Origin of the sequence: Sorangium sp. So ce204, assembly GCF_051526795.1 — a bacterium.
Classification (GTDB): Bacteria; Myxococcota_A; Polyangia; order Polyangiales; family Polyangiaceae; genus Sorangium; species Sorangium cellulosum_B.
Map to the genome: position 1 here is coordinate 3,217,501 of NZ_CP150317.1, position 22,726 is coordinate 3,240,226.

At 72.3% G+C, this 22,726-nt stretch carries 15 protein-coding genes and 1 rRNA gene (1 of these 16 cut by a window edge); 8 read left to right on the forward strand and 8 right to left on the reverse strand.

Annotation, left to right across the window (positions count from 1 at the left end; translation table 11 throughout):
• The 3 genes from WMF22_RS12280 to WMF22_RS12290 all read left to right on the forward strand — a co-directional run.
• Positions 1 to 65, forward strand: a 23S ribosomal RNA gene (locus tag WMF22_RS12280) (it extends 2,973 nt beyond the left edge of the window).
• Between the two features lie 522 nt (positions 66 to 587).
• The gene (locus tag WMF22_RS12285; RefSeq protein WP_438035872.1) at positions 588 to 2,387 is read left to right on the forward strand and encodes a hypothetical protein; all 1,800 of its coding nucleotides are present in this window, start codon (positions 588 to 590) and stop codon (positions 2,385 to 2,387) included.
• Positions 2,388 to 2,552: 165 nt separating this feature from the next.
• Positions 2,553 to 2,927 (forward strand): zf-TFIIB domain-containing protein, encoded by a 375-nt coding sequence (locus WMF22_RS12290; protein WP_437299288.1) that lies wholly within the window; start codon positions 2,553 to 2,555, stop codon positions 2,925 to 2,927.
• Between the two features lie 161 nt (positions 2,928 to 3,088).
• Here WMF22_RS12290 and WMF22_RS12295 read toward each other — a convergent pair whose 3' ends face one another.
• From WMF22_RS12295 to WMF22_RS12315, 5 genes are all read right to left on the reverse strand, one after another.
• Positions 3,089 to 3,946, reverse strand: coding sequence for a class II glutamine amidotransferase (locus tag WMF22_RS12295; protein WP_437299289.1), 858 nt, complete (start codon positions 3,944 to 3,946; stop codon positions 3,089 to 3,091).
• On the reverse strand, positions 3,939 to 5,357 hold the full coding sequence (locus tag WMF22_RS12300) for a hypothetical protein (protein ID WP_438035873.1): 1,419 nt from the start codon (positions 5,355 to 5,357) through the stop codon (positions 3,939 to 3,941). The genes WMF22_RS12295 and WMF22_RS12300 overlap by 8 nt, the downstream gene beginning before the upstream one ends.
• Before the next feature lie 8 nt (positions 5,358 to 5,365).
• Positions 5,366 to 6,871 carry a hypothetical protein gene (locus WMF22_RS12305; RefSeq protein WP_438035874.1) on the reverse strand — a complete coding sequence of 502 codons (1,506 nt, stop codon included), beginning with the start codon at positions 6,869 to 6,871 and terminating at the stop codon, positions 5,366 to 5,368.
• A 300-nt stretch (positions 6,872 to 7,171) separates the two neighbouring features.
• Positions 7,172 to 7,621, reverse strand: coding sequence for a hypothetical protein (locus WMF22_RS12310; RefSeq protein WP_438035875.1), 450 nt, complete (start codon positions 7,619 to 7,621; stop codon positions 7,172 to 7,174).
• Between the two features lie 138 nt (positions 7,622 to 7,759).
• On the reverse strand, positions 7,760 to 9,079 hold the full coding sequence (locus WMF22_RS12315) for an ATP-dependent 6-phosphofructokinase (RefSeq protein WP_438035876.1): 1,320 nt from the start codon (positions 9,077 to 9,079) through the stop codon (positions 7,760 to 7,762).
• Between the two features lie 632 nt (positions 9,080 to 9,711).
• Here WMF22_RS12315 and WMF22_RS12320 point away from each other — a divergent pair.
• Together WMF22_RS12320 and WMF22_RS12325 are read left to right on the forward strand one after the other, a co-directional pair.
• A complete protein-coding gene (locus tag WMF22_RS12320; protein ID WP_438035877.1) occupies positions 9,712 to 10,860 on the forward strand; it encodes a polysaccharide pyruvyl transferase family protein in 1,149 nt (382 codons plus the stop codon).
• Positions 10,861 to 10,876: 16 nt separating this feature from the next.
• A complete protein-coding gene (locus WMF22_RS12325; RefSeq protein ID WP_438035878.1) occupies positions 10,877 to 12,445 on the forward strand; it encodes an FAD-dependent oxidoreductase in 1,569 nt (522 codons plus the stop codon).
• Positions 12,446 to 12,486: 41 nt separating this feature from the next.
• Here WMF22_RS12325 and WMF22_RS12330 read toward each other — a convergent pair whose 3' ends face one another.
• The gene (locus tag WMF22_RS12330) at positions 12,487 to 13,674 is read right to left on the reverse strand and encodes an ATP-binding protein (RefSeq protein WP_437299296.1); all 1,188 of its coding nucleotides are present in this window, start codon (positions 13,672 to 13,674) and stop codon (positions 12,487 to 12,489) included.
• A 247-nt stretch (positions 13,675 to 13,921) separates the two neighbouring features.
• Between WMF22_RS12330 and WMF22_RS12335 the strand changes: the two genes are divergently transcribed.
• Positions 13,922 to 17,908 (forward strand): serine/threonine-protein kinase, encoded by a 3,987-nt coding sequence (locus tag WMF22_RS12335; RefSeq protein WP_438035879.1) that lies wholly within the window; start codon positions 13,922 to 13,924, stop codon positions 17,906 to 17,908.
• A gap of 94 nt (positions 17,909 to 18,002) precedes the next feature.
• Here the strand turns inward: WMF22_RS12335 and WMF22_RS12340 are convergent, their stop codons facing one another.
• Complete coding sequence (locus tag WMF22_RS12340; protein ID WP_438035880.1) at positions 18,003 to 19,211, reverse strand: pyridoxal phosphate-dependent aminotransferase; 1,209 nt, start codon at positions 19,209 to 19,211, stop codon at positions 18,003 to 18,005.
• Between the two features lie 150 nt (positions 19,212 to 19,361).
• Between WMF22_RS12340 and WMF22_RS12345 the strand changes: the two genes are divergently transcribed.
• Both WMF22_RS12345 and WMF22_RS12350 read left to right on the forward strand, forming a co-directional pair.
• Positions 19,362 to 19,598: a hypothetical protein gene (locus WMF22_RS12345; RefSeq protein WP_438035881.1), complete on the forward strand. Its 237-nt coding sequence runs from the start codon at positions 19,362 to 19,364 to the stop codon at positions 19,596 to 19,598.
• 39 nt (positions 19,599 to 19,637) lie between these two features.
• Positions 19,638 to 20,591, forward strand: a complete 954-nt coding sequence (locus WMF22_RS12350; RefSeq protein WP_438035882.1) for an MBL fold metallo-hydrolase — start codon at positions 19,638 to 19,640, stop codon at positions 20,589 to 20,591.
• 51 nt (positions 20,592 to 20,642) lie between these two features.
• On the opposite strand, the gene WMF22_RS12355 is transcribed toward WMF22_RS12350, so the two are convergent.
• Complete coding sequence (locus WMF22_RS12355) at positions 20,643 to 22,724, reverse strand: DUF2169 family type VI secretion system accessory protein (protein ID WP_438035883.1); 2,082 nt, start codon at positions 22,722 to 22,724, stop codon at positions 20,643 to 20,645.
• Positions 22,725 to 22,726: the final 2 nt, after the last annotated feature.

Sequence of the window (22,726 nt, forward strand, 5' to 3'; positions counted from 1 at the left end):
CTGGGTGTGGAAGCCGAGCAATCGGCGGAGCTAACCGGTACTAATAGGTCGTGCGGCTTGACCTTGCTCCATGGAACGTGACGAGCCTCGCGCCCGGTGCTCGGGTGTGAGCGGCGCGTCGCAGCGTGCGAGAGACGCTTCAGAAGAGAGCCTGCATGGCGGACGTCATGCGGGCTTTTCTGCTTTTGTCCGGCGCTCGCGGGCTGGGCCTCGCGGGGCTGGGCCTCGCGGGGCTGGCCGGCCAGGGCGCCCGAGGGGGCCTCGTGCTTCGCGCGGCGCGGGGGGCCTCGGTGCGCTGACCGGCCCGAGGAGACCGTGTTCTTCGCGCGGCGCGGGGGCCTCGGTGCGCTGACCGGCCCGAGGCAAGTTTTCCACGCCGGTTCCGGATGTACGGCGCGCTGCAGGTGCGACTATGGTCGCCGCATGCGACCTCTGAGGCGGTGGCCAACGCAGACGGCGCAACGCGTCGATCTGCAAAGGGAATCCGAGCGCCGCGCGCCTTCCAACGGCGCTCGCCTCGGTGACGCGAACCCTTCGGCGGAAGCAGGGCTTCCGGCCGGAACCATGTAGTCGGGGCGCGAAGCACGATGACGACGCACGTAGAAACCACGCTGCCGGAGGAGCAGCGAGCTGAACCGTCCGCCGATGCACCGGCAGGGCAGGGCGCGGCGGAGGACGTCGTGGAGCGCTCTCCGTCGCTGCCCCGTGAGGCGGTGCGCAGGCTCGCCTCGGCCTGCTTCTGGATCACGATGGCGCTCTGCCTCGCGCTGCTGGCGTGCAAGACGGCGGTGCGCTTCGACCTGACGACGCTCTGGGACGACGCGTACATGTTCCAGCGGTACGCGCACAACCTCATCACCGGCCACAGCATCTCGTGGAACCCGAAGGGGCCGCCGTCCTACGGGCTCACCTCGCTCGCCTTCATCGTCGCCGCCGTGCCGTTTCATCTGATCGCCGGCGGCAACACGAGCCTCGCGGCGATGCTTCAGAGCCTCGTCTGGGGGCCAGTGCTGCTCGTCCTGCTCGTCCTGCTCGTCCTGCGGGCGGCCGGGGACGGCAAGGTCGCGCGCCTGTCCTGCTTCGCCCTCGTCGCGTTCTGCGCCGCCCGGTCCACGCTGACCGACCACTTCGTGAGCGGCATGGACACGTCGTTCGGGCTCTGCTTCCTCACCGCGTACCTGCTCCTCACGCTGCGGCTGCTCGGCGCGGCCCGGGTCGCCGGCGGGGTGGCGCTCGGGGCGTTCGGCGGCCTCGCCTTCTCGGTGCGGCCAGAGCTCACGGCCTACGCCGTCCTCGTGCCGCTCGCGCTCGTCGCGCTCGAGCGCGACCGCGACCGCCGGCGCTTCGGGCTCGCCGCCCTCGCCGCGACGGCGGGCGTCCTCGCCCTCCACCTCGCGGCGGCCAAGCTGTACTTCGGCTCGCCCCTCCCGCTGCCGTTCTATGCCAAGTCGACGAACCTCTACGGATCAGGGATCCTCCGCGCCTACCGCGGGCGGCCGACCATCGATCTCGTCGACTGGCTCGAGTTCTTCTGGCCGCTCTTCACCGTCATCGCGCTCGACGTGCTCGTGGGCCTCGGCGCGCGGCAGGCGAGCCCCGGCGCGCCGGCTGGCGAGGGGCGGAGGAGCGGCCCCCGGGCCTTCTGGGCGGAGTCCTCGGCGTTCGACAAAGGGGTCCTCGCCGCGACGCTCCTGTGCCTCGCGTACTCGTGGCTGTTCGTCGTGCCGATCATGGGGTTCTCGCAGCGGTTCTATTACGCGCCGCTGCCAGGCCTCATCTACCTCGCTTGCCGGAGCGCCGCCCGGCTCGCGCGGACGCTCTCCGACTCGATCGGCCAGCCCGCGCCGGCCGCGCTGCCCCTGGCCGGCATTGCCGCGCTGGCGATGCTCTGGCTCCAGCTGTCGGCTCCCCTCGCCGCGGCTGGCAGGGACCTCGCCGGCGCCGTCGCGGCGAAGCGGCTCGGGCATTTCAACATCGTCAAGCACGGCAACACCTCGGGACCACAGAAATACTGGTTCGCGATCGATCGCGTCTCGAAGCTCCCCGACGACCTCGTCATCGCCACGACCGAGGTCGGGATGCTCGGCGCGATGAACCTCAACAAGACGATCATCGACATGGCCGGCCTCAACGACCCGCGCTTCGCGCTCGAGCCGTTCTCCGCGGACAGGTTCTTCGGGGCCTACAAGCCCGATCTCATCTACATGCCACACCCTCATTACGTGCAGATGACCGAGAATCTGACGGCCCACCGCGAGATGTCCGGTTATGTCGTCTACTCGAAGTCGAAGCTCGGTACATCCCAGTTTGGCATCGCCGTCCGGCGCGACAGCCCCCACTTCGATCGGCTGCAGCAGATCGTGAAAGAGAAGATGGGCTCGAAATGACGTCGCGCGCCGCGCGGCGCGCGCGGTGGGGGACAGCCCGCCCGCCGGCTGGCGGCCGCGCATGCCGCCGGCCGCCTCCGGCGAGGCGATCGACGCTCTTCCCGCGATCCGGGTCGTCTGATACCATCGCTCCCGATGGCGGCGCCTGCCGCACTGGAGCATGACGTGAACTGTCCGAAATGCGCGGCCTCGATGGATATCGTCACCTTCGGCGGCATCGACGTCGACCGGTGTACGGCGTGCGGCGGGATCTGGTTCGACAGCCGCGAGAAGGAGTCCCTCAAGGCCATGGCGGGCTCCCAGCAGATCGACACCGGCGACCCCTCGGTGGGGCGGAAGAACAACCAGATCCGGCGGGTGCCGTGCCCCCGCTGCTCGACGCCGATGGTGCGCATGGTCGACCCGGAGCAGTCGCATATCTGGTACGAGAACTGCAGCGTCTGCGGTGGCGTCTACTTCGATGCCGGCGAGTTCCGCGATTACAAGGAGCACACGCTGAGCGACTTCTTCCGGGACCTGTTCACGCGCCCGCGCAGCTAGAGCGGCGGTCACCCGCTTCGGATACGGGCCCATCTCGTCGTTTTCGGTGCTCAGCGCACAGGAGTGCGCTTCCGCGCCGAAAGCGCCGATCTGGACCCGTCTCCTGTGCGGGAGACCGCCGCTCTGCGTCGCGTGCACCAGAGGCGGGGGCGGAAACCGCTCTAAGGAGCCCGTCCGTCCGCTCCCGGGAGCGTGCTCGGCCCGGGGAGCTCGGCGCCTGAGCCCTCGCGGGCCTCGGGGAACGTCGCCAGGAGCTCGCCGGCGCGGAAGACCCACAGCGTGCCGGGCGTCGCCTTGCGCCAGAGCTCGTCGCGCGTGAGCGGCTCCGTGGCCACGACGGCCATCCGCGCGTCGGGGCCGACGCCGTGGAGGTCGTTGAAATTCACCTTGAGATCCGCGTCCACGAGCGTGGCCTCGCCGAACGGGGCCTGGCGCAGGATGCAGGACAGGTGGTCGCCGCAGCGGGCGAAGAGGTGCTCGCCGTCCGCGAACAGGAAGTTGAAGACTCCATCGGCGCCGAGCTCGTTCCCGAGCTCGTAGAACAGGCGCCCCAGCTCCCGCGCGTCGCCCGGGTACCTCTCGCCGTACGCGCTCCGGATCGCCTCGAGGAGGATACAGAAGGCGTGCTCGCTGTCGGTGTCGCCGACCGGCGTCTCGACGTGGAGCTTCCGATCCCTGACCGTGGGCAAGGTGCCGTTGTGCGCGAACACGATGTGCCGGCGGTGGAGGACCCGCATGAAAGGGTGCGTGTTCTTCAGGGCCGCTCCCCCGCGCGTCATCTTGCGCACGTGCGCGATGGCGAGGGCCGTGTGGATCGGGTTCTCGCGGATGAACCGCGCGAGCGGGCTCGAGAAGGCCGGGTGAGGCTCGAGGAACGTGCGCGCGAACAGCCCGTCGTACAGCGAGACGCCCCAGCCGTCCGCGTGCGGCCCCGTCTGCCCGCCGCGGAGCGCGAGCCCCGTGAACGAGAACACGATGTCCGTGGGCACGTTCGACACCATGCCAAGCAGCTCACACATGACGGGCACCCTCCCTCGGCGCGCGCGCGCCGTCGACGATCACGAGCCCCGTGACCGCGCCTCCCGCGGAGACGTTGCTGACCTCCGAGGCGGAGAGCCGGACCATGGCGCCCTCCATGCGCGTGGTGAAGGTGGAGGGCGGGCACTCCACGCCGCGGGCGAAGACGAAGGGGCAAAGGTCGAAATAGACCTGCTCTTCCTCCACGGCGCCGCCGCGGAACGTCGGCATGCGCGCGGTGCGCGGGCGGCGCCGCTCCTGCACGATGCAGGGCTTTTCCGCGGCGGCCCGGACTGCCTCTCTCCAGGCCGCCGGCGTCGCCGTCCACCCGAGCAGCACGCCTTTGCCGCCGTACTCGTCGTTCGGCTTCAGCACGAAGCTCTCCTGCTCTCCGAGGAGGAGCTCGACGAGATCCACCTCGCGGCCCCGCCACGCGGCGCGGCCGGCGGTCACCCGGCGCGTCCAGGGGATGTGCTCCGCGATGGCCGCGCGCTGCTCGGGCGTGAACAGGCCCGAGAACATGGGGTTGCTCAGCACCGCGAACGCCGCCTTCTTGTTGAGGGGCCTGATCCGGAACGAGTTCGCCACGTACGCCGCGCGATCGCAGTAGGCGCGGACCAGGGGGTGATTGAGGCCGCGCCGCCCGACGAGCTCCTGCGTGATCACGCGCCGGTAGACGAGATCGATCCGCTCCCCGCCCGCTCCGAGGCGGCGGCCGTCGTACGTGAGCTCGTCCGGATCGACGATCCTGGTCCGGTGCCCCTCGGCCGAGAACAGGTCGGCGAGCACCCTGAGCTCGGCCGAGGTGTCGACCGCGGCCCAGTCGACGATGGCCATCGCGGGCCGCGCCTCGCGCCCGCCCCAGGCGGCGTAGCCCTCGAGCAGGGCGCCGAGGAGCGCGCGGTGCGGCGCCGGCGTGCGCAGGCCATGCCCGTCCCGGAGCGGCGCGAGGTGGGGGAGCGCCATCAGCGTCCGCTCGACGAGGATCTGGTCGGTGAGGCCGGCGGGGGAGTCGGCGTTGTACTCGATGAAGGAGAAGCCGCCGTCGGTGATCAGCATGTCGAGGCGCCCGACCGTGTGGAGCGGCCCCGGACCCGGCACGATGGCCGCGAGGGCGCGCTCGTCCGCGGAGAGCCCGACCTCCTCGGCCAGGAAGTCGTCCCGGATCGCGCGCTGCGCGACCCTCTCCAGCGCGGAGGCGATCTGCTCGGCCGCGCGGGCGATCGTGGCGAGGTCCTTCTCGGCGATGAGGTACGGCCGCAGATGGCGGCACAGCGGGCGCGCGCCGTGGACCAGCCCGAGCCGCCGCTGGGCCTCGAGGAACGCCTCGAACCGCGCCGCGTCCATCGCCCCCGGCGCGGCGAGCCGTGCGTCGAGCTGCTCCGCGAGGGATCGCGTGGCGTCCTGGCTCATCGGCGAGCTCATGTCGCGCCCGCGCGCGGGGTCCCCCAGGCGTGCACGGGCGCGCCGGAGTCGACCTCGGCCATGTACCGCTCCAGCATCTTCCTCAGCGCCTCCTCGCGCGACGCGGAGCCCATCTCCAGCGCCGAGAGCGCGCGGAGCTGCCATGTGGCGCCGGTGATGCCTCTGGCGACCCGCGCCTCGAAGATCCGGAGGTAATGGCGGGCCTCGTCCCCGTCGACGCCCGCGGTCACGAGGCCCTCCTCGACCCGCGGCAAGAGCGAGAGGAGGAGATCGCGCGCCCGGACGCACCTCGGCGCGGCCCCCGGTACGGCCGGCCAGACGAGCTCGGCGTCGAGGCCGTAGTGCGCCGCATGGTAGAAGTTCCTCACGGCGAGCTCGAACGGGAACGACGGCAAGAGCTCTCCGATGGAGGGCGCGAGCGCGAGGATGCCCCCGAGCAGGTAGCTCCCGTTCGCGAGCATGTCATCGAGCGTGGGCCCGGACGGCAGGGCGCGAAGCTCGATCCGCAAGTGGCCGTCGCCGGCGGGATCGTACACGGGTCGATTCCAGTTCCAGACGGTGCCGTGGTGCAGGCGGAGCTCGTGGAGCTGCGGTATCCCGCCGGCCCGCGCGCAGCCGACGACGTCCTCGTCGCCGCACACGGGGAGGATGGGCTCGTGCAGCGCGACGCTCTCCATGAAGAGCTCCGCCGCGCCGTCGCGCACCCAGCCGGTCCCGAAGCCGATGCGGGCCGGCATCTTCCAGTCCGCGCCGGGCGCCGGCGGGCGATCGTCGCCGGCCTGCTTGAACACCGCCACCCGCGTCTCGTGCCACAGCCGGTGGCCGAGGAAGGTGGGCGAGTTGCACGCGGCCGCGAGCGCGGGCGCGGTCATCACCATGGCCGCGTTGAACAGCCGCGCGAAGGCGTCGGGCGTGGCCCGGAGGTGGATCTGAAAGGCGGTGTTCGCCGCCTCCATCGCGGGGTCGTCCGACGTGAGCTCCAGCGGCTCGGCGCCGTCGATCCGGATATGGAAGGGCGCCCTGCGCAGCCTGCAGAGCCCCGCGGCGAGCGCGCGATACCGGGGCAGGTTCGTGATCGTCGCAGGGCTGAAGTCGCGCCGCTGGAAGGTCGGCAGGATGCTGACCGGGACCACGCGCGCGCCCCGCGCCGCCGCGCGCTCGCGGATCGCCTCGACGGTCGCGCGCATCTGCTCGCGCAGCGCCGAGAGCGGCCTGCCGGCGAGCGGCACAGGCTGGGTGCTGAGCTCGATGTCGAACGCGCCCATCTCCGGCGTGATCATCGGGCTCGCCGCGGCGCGCGCGATCTCCGCCCCGATCGGCACGGGGCGCGCCTCGCGATCGACGAGGAACATCTCGAGCTCGGCGCCGATCGTCGCTTCCCCGTGGCCGAACCCCGGCCGGGCGAGCACCATCTCCAGCGCCGCGAGGTTCTGCTGGAGCCGCGTCCTGAAGAGCCGATAATCGACGGTCTTGAAGTGGTCTTGCTGGATCTCGATGCCCAAGGGACCTCCCGCTGCGATCCCGGCGAGGGTCCGTCCTCCAGCACGGCGAGCGCCGTGGGCTCCAGGAGAGCTCGCCGCCGGGATCGCGATGTTCCCGCGCCCTACGCGCCGCGCAATGCAAGCGCAGGGCCACGGACGGCGATCTCGACATGAAGGAGGCCGGAGACCGCAGCCCGCTCGCGTAGAGCTCGAGCGGTGTGGCGCGGATGCAGCCTGTGGCAAAACGCGCCGTGGGCGCTCTGGGAAGGTGTTGCCTGGGTTTCGCGCAGGTGTCGGGGAGGTTTCATCCCGGGCGCCGGCTCATCGGTCGACGTGCGGGACGCGCTCGACAACACACGCGCCCGCCTTGCAGCGAGCGACCGAGTCCTCCTTCGGCGCCATGCACTTGGCGACCGGGCAGCTCTCGGCGGCGCAGCTCGCGGCGCGCCACTTCTGGAGCTCCGCGAGCGCGTCGCGGTGGAACGCCTGGTCGCACGGCGGGCACAGCTGGTCGCAGCACTGCCCGGCCCGCGCGCAGGACACCACGCAGTCGGCGTCGGCCTCGCACCGAGGTTCCGCCGCCGCAGCGCGCGGCTCGCCGGCCGCCGGCGGGGCCTGCGCCGCGGGCGCGCTCTCGGCCCCCGGCGGGGGCTGCGCCGCGGGCGAGGTCTCGGCCCCCGTCGGGGCCTGCGGCGCGGGTTCCTTGGTACAGCCGGCGAGGCAGGCGAGGCCAGCGAGCACGAGCGAGCGAGAGGGCAGCGAGATCTTCATGCCGGCCATGATGGCACGGGGCGCGCCCGCGGCGCGCGGGGCGATGGTCGATCCAATTGTTCTTTTGCGCCTTTGCGCCTTTGCGCCTTTGCGTTGAAATCTCCCTCCGGATCCCCGGCCGGACTCCTGCCTGGAGCGCTAGTAGAACGCGAGCGGCTGCCCCGTGGCCTCCACGACGGCCATCCACAGGTCGTCCGTCGGGTCGACCTGCTTGCGCATGCGGACGGCCAGGGGCATGGGCACGTGCACGAAGCGGCCGTGCCACCGGCCGATCAGCATCTCGGTGTTGCCCGCCATGGCCGCGTGGACAGCGTTCCGGGCCATGTTCCAGCAATACACGCTGTCCGACGGGGACGCGGGGACGCTGCGGATATGATAGCTCGGGTCCAGGTACTTCAGCGTCGCCTCGACGCCGCGCGTCCGGAAGTGCGCGTTGATGCGGTCGCGCAGGAAGAGGCCGATGTCCTTCAGCTTGAGGTTGCCGCTGAGATCCGTCGCCATGGGCTCCGCGCTGGAGGTGCAGTGTCCTTGCAGGGCGCCCTCGGCGACGACGATCACGGCGTTGCCGTGGCGGGCGAGCCGGCGCTCGAGGTGCGCGAGCAGCCCGCACGGGCCGTCGAGCTCCGCGTGGACCTCGGGGATGAGGACGACGTCCACGTCCGCCGACGCGAGCGCCGCCGCGCACGCGATGAAGCCCGAGTGGCGGCCCATCAGCTTGACGAGCCCGATGCCGTTCTTCGCCCCCGAGGCCTCCACGTGCGCGCTGCGGATGACGTCGACGGCGGCGGCGAAGGCGCTCTCGAAGCCGAAGCTGCGGTCGATGAACTTGATGTCGTTGTCGATGGTCTTGGGCACGCCGACGACCCCGATCGACAGGCGGCGCTCCTCGATGGCCCGGACGAGCGACATCGCGCCGCGGATGGTGCCGTCGCCGCCGACGACGAAGAGGACGTTGATGCCGAGGGCCTCGAGCGTGTCCACCATCTGGTGCGGGTCCTGGTTGCCGCGGGAGGTGCCGAGCACGGTGCCGCCCATGCGGTGGATCTCCTCGACGCTCCGGGGATCCAGGCGCATCGGCGCGTGCCCGAAGCGGGCGACGAGCCCCTCGTAGCCGTAGCGGAAGCCGAAGATCTCCGGCACGCCGTAGCTCTGCGCCATCGTGAGCACGAGGCCGCGGATGACGTTGTTGACGCCGGGGCAGAGCCCGCCGCACGTCACGATGCCGGCGCGCAGCTCCTTCGGATCCCAGAAGACGCGGTTGCGCGGCCCGGCCAGCTCGAACGCCGGCGGCCGCGCGCCGGAGGCGTCCGCGAGGACGGCGGACAGGCGATCGTTGAACAGCACCTTGTCGGCCTCGCCGACGTACACCGTGGCCCTCTCGCCGAGCTTCTCGGCGACGGGCGAGGGGTGCCGGCAGGGGCCTAGATCCTTGATGGCGAGGTCGGCAGGGGTCACCACGCGCAATGCCTCCAGGTGAGGAGAGCTGCGCCCCTCCGGCGAGCACCGCCGCGGGGACCCTGCCATGATCGGACGGCGCCTGTTTCGGCCGCTTTTCGGGAGCGATAAGCTATCGCAACGCCGCGCGCCGGGCCTGAGCCGATCGGCTTCGAGCGGTTCGCGCAGGACCACGCGGCCGCGCTCGGTCATCCCACGTCGGGGCATTCTGGCCGGTCGTCGCGCGGCAGGCCGGCTCTCACAGGCGTCCAGGCGGGCGGGTCGCTCGCAGGAAAGGATTGCTGACAGGCCTCGTCCACGACATCACCCACGGGCACGGCCGGCGCGGCCCGCGCCGCGGCTCGCACCGCGCGCAGCTCCCTGGCCGGGCGCGCCTCGTCGCCCGGCTCTCTCGAGCCACTCCGCGTCGTCCGCGCCTGCGCGTGTCCCATGGTGCGTCCTCCGCCGGCGGACATTGCGCCTCGCCGCCGCCGTGGCAAGGTCCTGCGCTGCGCTGACGATCTCGGACGACCGAGCAGGTCGCAGCTGGCGGAGGGCCGCGCTCGACGCGACGTGACGGCGCGGCGGGCGCGGCGGGCGCGGCGGGCGCGGCGGGCACGGCGATCGAGCGGAGGCGCTCGCGGGAGGAGCCCACGATGGACAAGGCGAACCGACCGTTCCGAATCGGGATTTCAGGGTCCTACGGCGGCATGAACCTCGGCGACGAGGCCATCCTCGATGGCATCGTCACGCAGCTCCGGGCGTCGATGCCAGCGGAGATCACCGTGTTCTCGCTGTGCCCGGAGGACACGAAGATGCGCCACCAGGTGGAGCGCGTCGTCCCGGTCCGTGAGCTCACACGAATGGAATCGACCGCCGAGATCGAGCGCCTCGATCTCTTCGTCCTCGGCGGGGGAGGCATCCTGTACGATCGGGACGCGCCGGTCTATCTGAGAGAGGCGCTCATCGCGGAGGAGCGCGGCGTCCCCGTCGTGATCTACGCCGTGAGCGCCGGGCCGCTGTCGGACCCGAGCGCGAAGCAAGCCGTGCGGGCGGCGCTGAACGCCGCGGACATCGTCACCGTGCGAGACAAGCAGGGGCGTCGCCTCCTCGAGGAGGTGGGGGTGAATCGCGAGATCCGCCTCACGGCCGATCCGGCCCTGCTGCTGCGCGAGGAGGCGCTGCCCATCGAGGCCATCCGGGCCGAAGGGGTCGAGTTCGAGCGGCACCTCGTCGGCTTCTCCGTCAGGGAGCCGGGCCCGGCGGCGCCCGACATCGACCCTGACGAGTACTATGGCCTGCTCGCCAACGCCGCCGACTTCGTCGTCGAGCGCCTCGACGCGGACGTCGTGTTCGTATCCATGGAACGGACGGACGTGCAGCACAGCCACGCGGTCGTCGCCCACATGAAGAACGCCGAGCGGGCAGAGGTCCTGAGGCGCCGGTACACGCCGCAGCAGATCCTCAGCCTCGTCGGGCACCTCGAGTTCGTGGTGGGCATGCGCCTGCACTTCCTGATCTTCTCGGCGCTCCGCGAGACCCCGTTCGTCGCGCTGCCCTACGCGTCCAAGGTCGCGGGGTTCATCGAGGACCTCGAGATGGAGACCCCGCCCCTCGGGAGCATCAGCTCCGGGCAGCTCATCGCCAGGCTCGATCGCTCGTGGGACACACGTCACGAGATCCGCGCGAAGATCCGCCGGCTGCTCCCCGGCCTGAAGGCCAGGGCGAGGGAGACCAACCAGCTCGTCACCGAGCTCCTCGCGCGGCGAGCTCCGGCGGTGCAGCCCGCGCGGAAGAGCGCATGAGCGCGGGGAGCTGGCGATGGACGTGATCCGGACCGACGTCGCCGTCATCGGCGGAGAGCTCGGCGGCTTCGCGGCTGCGCTCGCGGCGGCCAGGACGGGCCGCCGCGTCGTCCTGACGGAGGAGACTCGCTGGCTCGGGGGCCAGCTGACGAACCAGGCGGTCCCCCCGGACGAGCACCCGTGGATCGAGGACATGGGGGCGACCCGGAGCTACCGCGCGCTGCGCCAGGGGATCCGCGCGTATTACCGCAGGCATCTACCGCTCACCGCGTCGGCCAGGGCGCTCCCCGCGCTCAACCCCGGCAACGGCTGGGTCAGCCGCCTGTGCCACGATCCGCGGGTCGCGGTGGCCGTCCTGCACGAGATGATCGCGCCGTATCGGCTCAACGGGCGCCTCGTCGCGCTCCACGCTCACCGGCCCATCTCGGCGTCGACGCACGGCGATCGGGTGACCGGCGTCGTGGTCCGAGGGCTGGAGTCGGGGCGCGACGTCCTGCTCGTGGCCGACCTCTTCATCGACGCCACGCCTCGTGGCGAGCTCCTGGCGCTCGCGGGCGTGGAGCACGCGCTCGGGGCGGAGTCGCGCGCGGAGACCGGCGAACCGCACGCCCCCGAGCGCGCGGATCCGAGGGCCCAGCAGGCGATCACCGTCTGCTTTGCGATCGAGCACCACCCCGGAGAGGACCATGTCATCGACAGGCCTTCTCAGTACGAGCGCTGGCGCTCCCTCGAGCCGCCCGGCTGGCCGGGTCGGCTGCTGGACTGGACGGCGGTTCGACCCGATACACTCGATCCCCTGACGCGAGGCCTGTTCGCCGCGGAAGACCGGCATCCCTGGTGGAGCTTCCGGCGGATCCTCGACAGGACGGTCTTCGAAGCGGGGTTCGCGCCGAGCGACATCACCATCGTGAACTGGCCGCAGAACGACTACTGGTTCGGGCCCGTCTGCGGCGTCGACGAGGTGGAGGCCGCGCGGCACCTGGAGGGAGCGCGGCAGCTCAGCCTGAGCCTCCTGTACTGGATGCAGACCGAGGCGCCTCGCCCGGACGGCGGGGTCGGATATCCAGGCTTGCGCCTCCGCGGGGACGTTGTCGGCGGCACGGTCGACGGCCTCGCGCCAGCGCCCTACATCCGCGAGTCCCGCCGGATCCGGGCCGAGCTCACGGTGCTCGAGCAGCACATCGCGTATCCGCTCCGGCCCGACGGCCCCGCGACGTTCGTGGAGAGCGTCGGGATCGGGTGTTATCGCATCGATCTGCACCCGCGCGTCGGGGGCCCCGGGTACCTCGATCTCGGCTGCTGGCCGTTCCAGATACCGCTGGGTGCGCTCATTCCGGTGCGGGTGGAGAACCTGTTGCCGGGCGGGAAGAACCTTGGCGTCACGCACATCACGAACGGCGCCTACCGGGTCCACCCCGTGGAGTGGAGCGTCGGCGAGGCCGCGGGGCTGCTCGCGACGTTCTGCCTGGAGCGCCGCGTGCTGCCGCGGCAGGTGCGCGCGCGGAGCGCGCTCCGCGAAGAGCTCCAGGCGCTCCTGGTCCGCGAGGGCGTCGAGCTGGCCTGGCCGTCGTTGAGGCCGGTCTGAGCCAGCGCCGCGCCACGGCGTGTGTCGGCGAGGCGACCGCGCTACGACGAACGGGGGAGCTTGACGCGGAACGTGGTGCCCTCCTCCAGCGTGCTCGTGGCCTGGATGGAGCCTCCGTGCGCGTCGACGATCGATTTGACGATGAAGAGCCCGAGCCCGAGGCCCTTCGAGCGTTGTACGACCCGCTGGCTCTGCTCGCCCCGGCGAAACGGATCGAAGAGGACGGGCAGCTGCTCGGGCGCGATCGGGGTCCCGCGGTTCGTCACCTCGATCACGACGCCATTCTTGTGCCCGCGCAGCTCCACGTGCACCGGCTCCTCCGGCGGGCTGTAGTCGACGGCGTTGCCGATCAGGTTCGACAGGAGCTGTTCCATCCGGCCCGGATCCCACTTGCCCCGCCCGTCGCCGTGGGCCGTGAAGCGGATGGTGTGCTCCGGGTGGGCGAGCTCGAGCTCCTCGACCACGCGCTGGCAGATCGCGCGGAGGTCGACGGGCTCCGGCTCGACCGGAAGACCCCGGTGGGAGCGGATGCGCGTCAGGTCGAGCAGCTCCTCGACCATCCGCACCGCCCTCTCGTTGCTCGCGGCGATCCGCTGGGCGAGCCTCGCCACGGCGGTCGTGACGTCCTCGCGCTTGAGCAGGGCGGCGGTGGCGAACCGGATGGCCGAGAGCGGGTTGCGCAGGTCATGCCCGAGGACCGCGATGAACAGCTCGTGGAGCGCGACGTCACGGCGGAGATCGGCCGAGCTCGCGCGCTCGTACTCGACGGCCGCGGTGATCATCACCTCGTCGAGCGCCGAGTGCACGAGCTGGGCCTCCTCGCCGCCGAGCACCACCCCCTCCTGCGCGCACAGGTCCACGATCACGGCGCGAAGGACGCCGAGCTCGCGTAGCTCCTCCGCGAGGGAGTAGCCCTCGGCGATGCGGTGCGAGACGTGCACCTTGGCGGCCTCCGAGCTGCCGATCTCCGGGCCGCTGGCTCCGTCCGGCCCCCCCGGCTGCGCGCTCTGCGCGAGCGAGTCGATGAGGTCGTCGAGGAGCTTCGGCGTGTAATCTCTCAAGTCCTCATCGGTGAGCGCGCGGGTCCGTGGGATCTTCGGTTCACTCCGCAGGCGCGCTATCCACTGGCCTATGATCTCCTCGCTTCGCTCACGGAGCAGCACCGTGATGCGCGACAGCGTGTGGCTCACGTGCGCTCTCCCCCCATCGACGTCGATACGCTTCGTCATCCGGCGCGGCGCAGCTGGCCATTGTCATGGATCCCGCAAGGCCCCCCGGGAGAAACACGAGCCGGACGGAGCCAGGTAGCCGAGGTGGGAGGCGTCGGCGAAAGGCGGCCTCGGCGGCGCCGAGGCTGCCCGTGTCGGCGTGCTCGAAGGCAGGAAGATTCCAGGCAAGGAGGCAGAGGACGCTGCGTCGGTCCTGCCCGCGCGCTCCGCCCTGGCACGCGCGGCGTGCGTGCCCGATACTCGGCGCATGCGCCCCGGGGACCTGTTCGCAGGTCGCTTCGAGCTCGATCGCGTCGCAGGATCCGGGGGAATGGGCGCGGTCTATCGGGCCGTCGACCGCGAGACCGGGGAGCCGGTCGCCCTCAAGGTGGGGCTGCACGCGGAAACCGAGCAGGCCGAGCAGACCGAGCGGTTCCGCCGGGAGGCGCGGGTCCTCGCGGGGCTCCACCACCCCGCCATCGCGCGGCACGTCGCCCACGGCGTCACCGCCGAGGGCCGGCAGTACCTGGCCATGGAGTGGCTCGACGGCGAGGATCTCGCGGCGCGGCTCCGGCGCGGGCCGCTGGGCCTCGACGAGAGCCTCGCGCTCGCCGCGCGCGCCGCGGAGGCGCTCGGCGCCGTGCACCTGCGCGGGGTGGTCCACCGGGACGTCAAGCCGGCGAACCTCTTCCTGCCGGGCGGCGACGTCGCGGCGGTGAAGATCCTCGACTTCGGGATCGCGCGGGCCCCCGACGTCACGTACACCCTGACCCACCCCGACGCCCCCGTGGGGACGCCCGCCTATATGGCGCCGGAGCAGGTCCGCGGCGAGCCCGACATCGACGCGCGCGCCGACCTGTACGCGCTCGGGTGCGTGCTGTTCGAGTGCCTCACCGGGCGGCCGCCGTTCGCGGGGGTGCACGTCGTCGCGCTGCTCACCAAGGTGCTCTTCGAGCAGGCGCCCCGCCTCCGCGAGCCGTGGCCCGGCGCGCCCCCGGCGCTCGACGCGCTGCTCTCGCGCCTCCTGGGCAAGGATCGGCGGCTGCGGCCCGGGGACGCGCTCGCGGTCGCGGCGGAGCTGCGCGCGCCGGAGATCCGCGAGGCGAGCGCGGCGCCCCTTTCGCCGTCGGTCGGGCTCACGACGGCCGAGCGGCGGCTGGTCAGCGTGGTGCTGGCGGCGCGCCGGGCCGAGCCGGCGCGCCCGCCGCAGCCGGCGCAGGCCGTGGCCAGCGAGGCGAGCACGGCGCCGGCGCGCGGCCTGACCCATCAGCGCCGCTGGCCGCTCGCCCTCCTGCGAGAGATCCGGAGGACCGCCGATCTGCACGGCGCGCGCGTGGAGCTGCTCCGGGACGGGTCGATCGCGGCCCTGCTCACGGGGGCCGAGGCGCCGACGGATCTCGCGGCGAGCGCGGCCCGGTGCGCCCTCTCGCTCAAGGCGCTGGTCCAGGCCTCCGACGTGGCGCTCGCGACGGGCTGGGAGGTCGTGGACGGGACCCAGCCGCTCGGGCCCGTGATCGACCGCGCCGTCGCGAACCTCACGGCCGCGGAGCGGGGCGCAGAGGAGGCGCTCCGGCCGATCGCGATCGACGCGATGACCGCGTCCCTCCTCGGCCCGCGCTTCGATGTGGCGCACGGCGAGCGCGGGGCGGCGCTGCTCGGCGAGCAGGAGCCGCTGGAGGAGGCGCGCGCGCTGCTCGGCAAGCCGACGCCGTTCGTGGGGCGGAGCAGCGAGCTGCGCTGGCTCGAGCTCCTCGTCGACCAGTGCGCCTCGGAGCCGTGCGCCCAGGCGGCGCTCGTGATCGGGGCGGCCGGCGTGGGCAAGTCGCGGCTGCGCATCGAGCTCGCGCGCAGGATGCGCGGCCGCGAGGCGCCGCCCCAGATCTGGACGGCGCAGGGCGACGCGGTGCGGGCCGGGGCGCCGCTCGGGCTGCTCGCCCAGGTGGTGCGGCGCGCGGCCCAGATCGCGGAGGGCGAGCCCCGGGAGCTCGCGCGGGAGAAGCTCGCCGCGCGCGTCGCGCGATCGGTGGACGCCGCGGAGCAGGCGCGGGTGACGGAGTTCCTAGGCGAGGTGATCGGCGCGCCGTTCCCGGACGCGGATCGGCGCGAGCTGCGCGCCGCGCGGCAGAACCCGATGCTCATGGCCGACCAGGTGCGGCGCGCCTGGCTCACCTTCCTGGAGGCCGAGTGCCGCGCGGGGCCGGTGCTCCTTTTGCTCGAGGACCTGCACTGGGGCGATCTGCCGACCGTGCAGCTCGTGGACGCGGCGCTCGGGCAGCTCCGGTCGAGGCCGCTCCTGGTGCTGGGGCTCGGGCGGCCCGACGTGGACGAGGTGTTCCCGGGGCTGTGGGCCGAGCGGGGCGCGACCGCGATGCGGCTCGGGGCGCTGCCGGCCCTCGCCTGCGAGCGGCTGGTGCGCGCGGTGCTCGGGGAGCAGGCGCCCGCGGAGCAGGTGGAGGGGCTCGTCCGGCGCGCGGCGGGGCACCCGTTCCTGCTGGAGGAGATGCTGCGCGTGGCGGCGGAGGGCGCCGAGGGGGCCGAGGGCCGCGACGCGGGCGAGGCGCCCGAGACAGCGCTCGCCATGGTGCAGGCGCGGCTCGAGGGGCTCGATCTGGAGGCGCGCCGGGCGCTGCGCGCCGGGAGCTTGCTGGGCGAGGTGTTCTGGTGGGGCGCGATCGCCCGGCTGCTCGGGGTGGACCGGGACGACGCCGCGCTCGCGGGCTGCCTGCTCGCGCTGGAGCAGCAAGAGTGGATCGCGCGGCGGCCCGCGTCCCGGTTCCCGGGCGAGGTGGAGTACGTGTTCCGGCACGGGCTCGTGCGCGACGCGGCGTACACGATGCTCACCGAGGCGGATCGGCGGCTCGGGCACAGGCTCACCTCCGAGTGGCTGGAGCACGCCGGGGAGCGGGACGCGCTGGTCCTGGCCGGGCACTGCGAGCGCGGCGGCGAGCCCGAGCGGGCCGTGCGGTGGCTCTGCGCCGCGGCGGAGGAGGCGCTCCGCGGCAACGACCTCGCGGCCGCGCTCGCGCGCGCGGAGCGGGGCGCGGCCTCCGGGGCCGGCGGGCGGGATCTCGGCGCGCTGCGCCTGGTCCAGGCCGAGGCGCACCTGTGGCGCGGCGAGCTGTCGGCCACCGAGGCGCGCGCGACAGAGGCGGTCGCGCTGCTCGAGCCGGGGGCGGGCGCATGGTACCGCGCGCTCACCGCGGCCCTGATCGGCGCGAGCAAGCAGGGCGCCGTCGATCGCGCCGGGGCGTGGGCCGCGCGGCTCGCGGCGACGGCGCCCGCCGACGGGGCGCTGAGCGCGGTGGTGCTCTGCCTCTCCTGGTGCGCGGCGGAGCTCATGCTCGCCAACCAGCACGCGACCGCCGACGCGCTGCTCGAGCAGAGCCTGCGCCTCGCGGGAGAGCCTCCGGCCGTCGACGACGAGGCGGTCGGGGGGCTGCACCAGACCGTCGCGTTCCGCGCCGCGATCGCGGGCGATCACGCCGCCGCGGTGGACGCGCTGGAGGTGGCGGTCGGGGCGTTCGGGCGCGCCGGCGACCGCCGACAGGCCTGCGCCGTCCAGCTGAACATGGGCTTCATGCTCACCGAGCTCGGCGCGCTCGAGCGCGCGGAGCAGCTGCTGCGCGCGGCCGTCGTCCAGGCGACACGGATGGACCTGCACGAGGTGCTCGCGACCGCGCGGCAGAACCTGGGGCACGCCCTCCTCCAGGCGGGCCAGATCGATGAGGCCCGCGCGCTGCTCGAGCAGGCCATCGACGCGTCGCGCCGGCAGGGCAACCGGCGCATGGAGGGGCTCTCGCGGGCGTACCTCGCCCGGGCGGCGCTGCTCTCGGGCGACGGCGAGGCCGCCGCGCGCGAGGCCGGCGCGGCGGCGGCGCTGCTCGACGTGGCGCCGCTCCTGCGCGCGGTGGCGCTGGCCATCCTCGCGCGCGCCCGGATGGGAGGGGGGCCCGAGGAGGCGGCGGACGCGCTTCTCCATGCGCAGGAGGCGTTCCGCCTCATCGAGGAGGCGGGGATGGCCGAGGAGGGAGAGTCGCTGATCCGCCTGACCTACGCCGAGGCCCTGCGCGCCGCCGGCGAGCGCGAGCGCGCCGCGCAGGTCATCGAGGCGGCGCGCTCGCGGCTCCTCGAGCGCGCCGCGAAGATCGGCAGGCCGGCGTTGCGCCAGAGCTTCCTGGAGAGCATCCCCGAGAACGCCCGGGCGCTCGCGCTCGCCGAGGCGTGGGCGCTGGAGCGCCAGGGGGCTGTCGCCTGAGCGCCGCGCTGCCCAGGGGCCCTTGTAGATCAGCCCCGCTCGGGCCGTCACGCTGTCCGTGGTCCGCCGCTGGACCAGAACGAGCGTGCGCCGGCTAAGCAAGCTCCGAGAGCTCGACCTGGCGGACCGCCGGCGCCGCCGTCCTGGAGGGCGCCTCCCTGCGGCGCGGGCTCATCAGGGCGTCGAGCTGCTCGATGAAAAAGGTGTTCTCCGCCGGGAGGCCGACGGTCACGCGGAAGTATTCGTCGTACCGCTCGTCGCCGAACGGCTCGAAGGCCTTCACCTTCACGCCTCTGGCGAGCAGCGCGTCGTGGATCTTCGCCCCGGACCACGCGCCGCGGGCGCGGCACAGGATGAAATTGGTCTGTGACGGATAGGCCTCCAGCGCGCGATGCGCTCCGATGGCCGCCATCAGCCTGGCTCGCTCCCTCGCTGTCTGATGCCGGACGAACCCGAGGTGTCCGCCGTCCTGGAGCGACGCCATCGCGAGCTCCGCGGCCAGCTGCCCTACGCGGTGCGGCGTCATCTTGGCCTCCATCTGCGCCACCACCTTCGCGTCCCCCATGGCGTACCCAACGCGCACCGACGCGAGCCCGTAGGCGAAGGAGAAGCTACGGAGGACCATCAGGTTGGGATGGCGCAGCACCAGGTCTGCCATCCGGGTGTTCGGGCTCTCCTCGAGGTAGTGCACGTACGCTTCGTCGATGAAGAAGAGGGAGTCCGGGAACCGGGTGAGCAGCGGACCGAGCTCCTGCCGCGTGATGAGGACGTTGCCCGTGGGGTTGTTGGGGTTGCAGAGGTAAACCAGGCCGTCCTGCCGCGAGAGGCGCGACTCGAGCCTCCCCACGTCGAGCGCGAAGCCGTTCTCCGGATGGAGCGGGAGCAGCTCGCATCGCAGCCCCACGCGGACGCCGGACGCAGGCACCTTGGAGTAGGTGAGCCGGGTGGTGATGATGGGATATGCCGTGCGCTTCAGCAAATAGCGCAGGGTCCGCGTCGCCGAACGCTTGATCTCGCGCTCGATCAGGAACGGGATGCAGGTCTTGAGCAGCGGGCCGCTCCCGTTGGCGACCAGCACGTTCTCCGGCCTGACGCCCGCGTCGGCGGCGAGCGCGCGCCGGAGATCTCCGTTGTCCCCGGCCGGATAGCTCCGCAGGGCGATGTTGCCGGCGTGGCGCCGCAGGACGTCGGCGCACCGCTCGGAGCAGTAGGTGCCGTGGTTCAGCGCCATGTCGATGGGCGGCGCGCCGGACCTTCGATTCGGGGCGTCGAGCGCTTCGCTCGCTGTCGTTCGAGGCTGCATGGAGTGCTCCTCTCGTGGTGTTCAACCAGCATCAACCAGGCGATTCGTCCCCGTGATTCAGGAGGCCACCTTCGCTGGCCAGTTGCAAGAAGGAAGAGCGAGACGCGCGGGCCCGGAAGCTGTGTGCGGAGGCGTGCGATCAGGGAGAGGATGGGCCGTGGTGCGAGCTCGGCTCACGGCGCTCCGGGATCGATAGAGCGCGAGGAGCTCGACGGCGGGGGCCTGCACGAGCGAGGTGGGCGGCATGCGTCCGATGTGCTCGCCACGCGCTCGCACGTGATCATCGGCGGACACGTGCACGAGAATCCGTACTACCTCGACCCGGTGACGTTCCTGAGGAAGCTCGCGTTGCGGCGGGCGCCTGTGTCCCTCGCGAACGCGGGCTGACCCTCTTCGCCGCCCGCTCGGCGTGGTATACCGCCGGGCGTGGGACGCTTCGATCATCTCGCCACCACGCCCGCGCGCGGCGCGGCCGACGTCCTCAAGTGGAAGCTCGGCGCCCGCGAGAAGGCCGTCGCCGACGGCTTCGTCACGCCGCACCGCACATACGACCGCTCGCTCGTCGAGAGCGGCCGCGCCTCGCTCACGTGGATCGGCCACGCGTCGTTCCTGCTGGTGCTGGGCGGCCTGCGCATCCTGATCGATCCCATCCTCGCGACGGGCCTCGGCACCACGAAGCGGCTCGCCCCGGCGGGCATCCCGCTCGAGGGCCTCACCGAGATCGATCTGGTGCTGATCACGCACAACCACCGCGATCACCTCGACACGCCCACGCTGTCGCGCCTCCTCGCGGCGCACGCCGTGCACCCGGGCAAGCTCGGCAAGAAGAGCGCGCCGCTCCGGCCGCGCTTCGTGGTGCCGCAGGGCAACGGCGCGCTCCTCGCGAAGCTGGGCGCGGGCGCGATCGACGAGCTCGCGTGGTGGCAGTCCGTCCGCGTCGGCCAGGTCGAGATCACGCTCGTGCCCGCGCGGCACTGGTCGATGCGCATGCCCTGGGACAGGAACGAGGCGCTCTGGGGCGGCTTCGTGATCCGCGGCCCCGAGGGCGCCGCGTACCACTCGGGCGACACCGGCTTCTTCGACGGCTTCGCCGAGATCGGCGAGCGCAGCGGCGGCTCCATCGACTGGGCCATGTTGCCCATCGGCGCCTACGCCCCGCGCTGGTTCATGGAGCCGCAGCACATGGGCCCGGAAGAGGCCGTGCAGGCCGCCGAGCTGCTCGGCGCGCGCACCTTCGTCGCGATGCACTGGGGCACGTACAAGCTCACCGACGAGCCGATCGGCGAGCCGCCGGTCCGCGCGCGCGAGGCCTTCCTGAAGGGCCGCGGCGACCCGGAGCGCCTCTGGATCCTCGACGTCGGCGAGACCCGCGGGCTCTGAGATCACGCGCCTCCTGAGGATGCTCCGAAGGCGAAGGCGCCCGCCCTCCGCCTAGCTCCTGGCGAGCTTCGAGCCTGCCAAGAGCGCCTGATCCAGGCGCGTCTGATCCAAGGTGGCCCTCCACGTCTCGGCCGAGTAGAGGTTCGCGCCACGAAGATCGGCATGGCTCAGATCGGCGCCCTCGAAATCGGCCTCCATGAAGTTCGCCCTGACCGCATGCGCCCGGGAGATCCTGGCGTGCCGGAAACGAGCGCCCTTGGCCGTCACCCGGTGGAACACGGCATGATCGAGCTCGCAGTACGAGAAGATCCCTGCGCTCAGATCCGCTTCCGTGAAGTTCGCCGACCGGAGCTCGGCGGCCTGAAACGAGCATCCGGATGCCCTGACGCGCTGAAATGAGCCCTTCGACAGCTTCGCGTCATCCGCCCTGAACCGCACCATGGACGCGTCGTCGAAGGTCGACTCCTCGGCCGAACAATCATACATCTGCGCGTCGTCGAGGACCGCGCGCCGAAACGAGGCGAGGCGCAGCGCCGCGCCCGAGAACGTCGCGCCGGCGGCGCTGGCCCCGTCGAAGGCGGCGCCGTTCAGCGTCGCGTCGGCCAGGTTGGCTCGCGCGAGCTCCGCGCCGTCGAACGCTGCCCCGGAAGCGCTGGCATCGGCGAGCGTCGCATCGGTGAGCGTCGCGCCAGAGAAGATCGCATTCGTCAGGTCCGCTCCGGAGAGGTTCGCTCCGGAGAGGTTCGCGCCCTTGAAGCTCGCGCGCGCCGCCGAGACGCGGTCGAGATCAGCATCCGCGAGAACCGCGCTGTCGAAGAGCGCCCCCTCGAGCTTGGCACCGCTGAAACGCGCGCCCGTGAGGTCCTTGCCGCGAAAGTCCATGTCGGTGAGGTCGCAATGAAAGAAGCTCACGCCCGACAGGACGGCCCCGGACGCCACGAGCGCCGCTGCCTCGTCCCTCGGCATCGCGGGCGGTAGCTTTACCGGCCCCGCCAGGAACCCGTCCTCGGCGCTGCCGACGGGCGGCGGGGCCTCGGGGCCCGGCGCGTTCGAGACCCGAGGAGCCGTCTCGCCCTCGATCCGGGCAAGGAATCGCTGCTGTACGGTCTCGATCGCCGTCTTGGCATGAACGTCATCCATGCACGCATAGAGCAGCGCTATCTCGGGCGCGTCCTCACGCGTGACATGGAGGATGCCGCGCCACACAAGACAGACCTTCAGCGCGTCCGCGTCGAACCACACCGTGTCCAGGTTCAGCGGGATCTCCCTGAGCTTGCCGCCTGCCTCGCGGGGCTGCTGCGCGAAGGCCCGGGGCGCGAGGCCAGGGAGCTTGCCGTTGATGACCGGGAGCCTGGGGTGCACGCCCGCCAGATAGAAGTCCTCGTCGCCGCGCGGATAGGCGATCTGCTGCTCGGGCGGCGCCGCGTTGAAGTACCGCCAGTCGAAGTCTCGCGGGAAATACGGCCATCGCTCCTTGAGCCAGGCGCTGTCGTACGTGCCCAGCCGCGAGGCCCGGAGCGCCCAGGTGGCGGGGACCGGCGCGAAGCACACGGGGGCCGGGCGATCCAGCTCGCCGCGAAGCAGCTTGTCCCCTCGCTCCAGGTTCGGCAGCCAGGGTCCGGCGACCCCCTGGATGACACCCCTGCCCACGGGATTCTCCTCGTACCCCGGCCCGCCGAAGGCCCGCTCGTAGCGGAGCGGGATGCGATCGAACGGGCTCGGCGCCGACGGCCCGCTCGTCTGCCACCTCCGATCGCCGATCGCCGCCAGCGAGAGCCGCAACGCCTGGCCGAAGGCGAGCTGCACGTTCGTGACGCCGGATCGCTGCGGCTGCGCGTACGCGTGCCCCACCATCAAGATATCGGCGCTCGGCTTGAAAGGCGCATGGTCGGACGCGTACCTGAGGGTCCCTTGTGGATCCTCGTCGAAGTACACGTCCCCGGTCGGGGGCTCCTGATCGCCCGGCGGGAGCGGCTCGGCCAGCCCCTCCGGGACGATCGTCATCGAGCTCTTGACCACCACCACGAGCGCGTCCTGCGGCGGCAGGAGCTGCCACGGGCGGACGGCCGCGGCGATGGATCCATCGGTGACGACGGGCACCGTCTCCCTGCGGCGAACCGGCAGATCGAGCATGG

Excerpts from the sequence above, each read along its gene's own strand:
- WMF22_RS12285 (WP_438035872.1), top strand. The coding sequence starts at position 588 with ATGACGACGCACGTAGAAACCACGCTGCCGGAGGAGCAGCGAGCTGAA.
- WMF22_RS12295 (WP_437299289.1), bottom strand. The coding sequence starts at position 3,946 with ATGTGTGAGCTGCTTGGCATGGTGTCGAACGTGCCCACGGACATCGTG.
- WMF22_RS12300 (WP_438035873.1), bottom strand. The coding sequence starts at position 5,357 with ATGAGCCAGGACGCCACGCGATCCCTCGCGGAGCAGCTCGACGCACGG.
- WMF22_RS12310 (WP_438035875.1), bottom strand. The coding sequence starts at position 7,621 with ATGAAGATCTCGCTGCCCTCTCGCTCGCTCGTGCTCGCTGGCCTCGCC.
- WMF22_RS12320 (WP_438035877.1), top strand. The coding sequence starts at position 9,712 with ATGGACAAGGCGAACCGACCGTTCCGAATCGGGATTTCAGGGTCCTAC.
- WMF22_RS12325 (WP_438035878.1), top strand. The coding sequence starts at position 10,877 with ATGGACGTGATCCGGACCGACGTCGCCGTCATCGGCGGAGAGCTCGGC.
- WMF22_RS12330 (WP_437299296.1), bottom strand. The coding sequence starts at position 13,674 with ATGACGAAGCGTATCGACGTCGATGGGGGGAGAGCGCACGTGAGCCAC.
- WMF22_RS12335 (WP_438035879.1), top strand. The coding sequence starts at position 13,922 with ATGCGCCCCGGGGACCTGTTCGCAGGTCGCTTCGAGCTCGATCGCGTC.
- WMF22_RS12340 (WP_438035880.1), bottom strand. The coding sequence starts at position 19,211 with ATGCAGCCTCGAACGACAGCGAGCGAAGCGCTCGACGCCCCGAATCGA.
- WMF22_RS12345 (WP_438035881.1), top strand. The coding sequence starts at position 19,362 with ATGGGCCGTGGTGCGAGCTCGGCTCACGGCGCTCCGGGATCGATAGAG.
- WMF22_RS12355 (WP_438035883.1), bottom strand. The coding sequence starts at position 22,724 with ATGCTCGATCTGCCGGTTCGCCGCAGGGAGACGGTGCCCGTCGTCACC.